1 protein-coding gene is annotated in these 481 nt (G+C 44.9%); it reads right to left on the bottom strand.

Translation table 11 applies throughout. The features are described from left to right. Positions 1-5: 5 nt before the first annotated feature. A partial coding sequence (locus A3750_RS06330) for an IS3 family transposase (RefSeq protein WP_156498455.1) occupies positions 6-481 on the bottom strand: 476 nt, incomplete at its 5' end.

Below are 481 nucleotides of genomic sequence, written 5' to 3'. Positions count from 1 at the left end.
CCATATTATGCAACCTTCTTCGCGAAGGCTACCGGTGTTAAATAATTAAGCGAGCTATGTGGCCGTTCATGATTGTAGTGCTGCTGCCACAGATCAATTTCATATCGTGCTTCTTGTAACGTTCGGAACCAATGTTGGTTCAAGCAAGCGTCTCTAAACTTCCCATTGAAGCTTTCAACAAAAGCATTCTGCGTCGGTTTCCCAGGCTGAATGAAGTTCAGCTTCACGCCACTCTTCTGGCTCCAGAAGAACATAGCTTTGCTGGTATATTCGGTGCCGTTGTCACACGTAATGCTTTCCGGCTTTCCTCTCAGCTCAATGAGATCATTCAAAAAGCGAGCAACACGAGCCCCAGATATCGAGTATTCAGCGAGCTGGCCTACAATTTCTCGAGAGTAATCATCTACAACATTCAAAATACGAAATCGTCTATGGCTCGCTAATTGGTCCGAAACAAAATCCATCGACCAACTTTGATTCG

The organism is Oleiphilus sp. HI0079 (assembly GCF_001635105.1).
The sequence above is the reverse complement of the archived record's forward strand: the minus strand, read 5'-3'. Positions and strand labels throughout refer to the sequence as shown.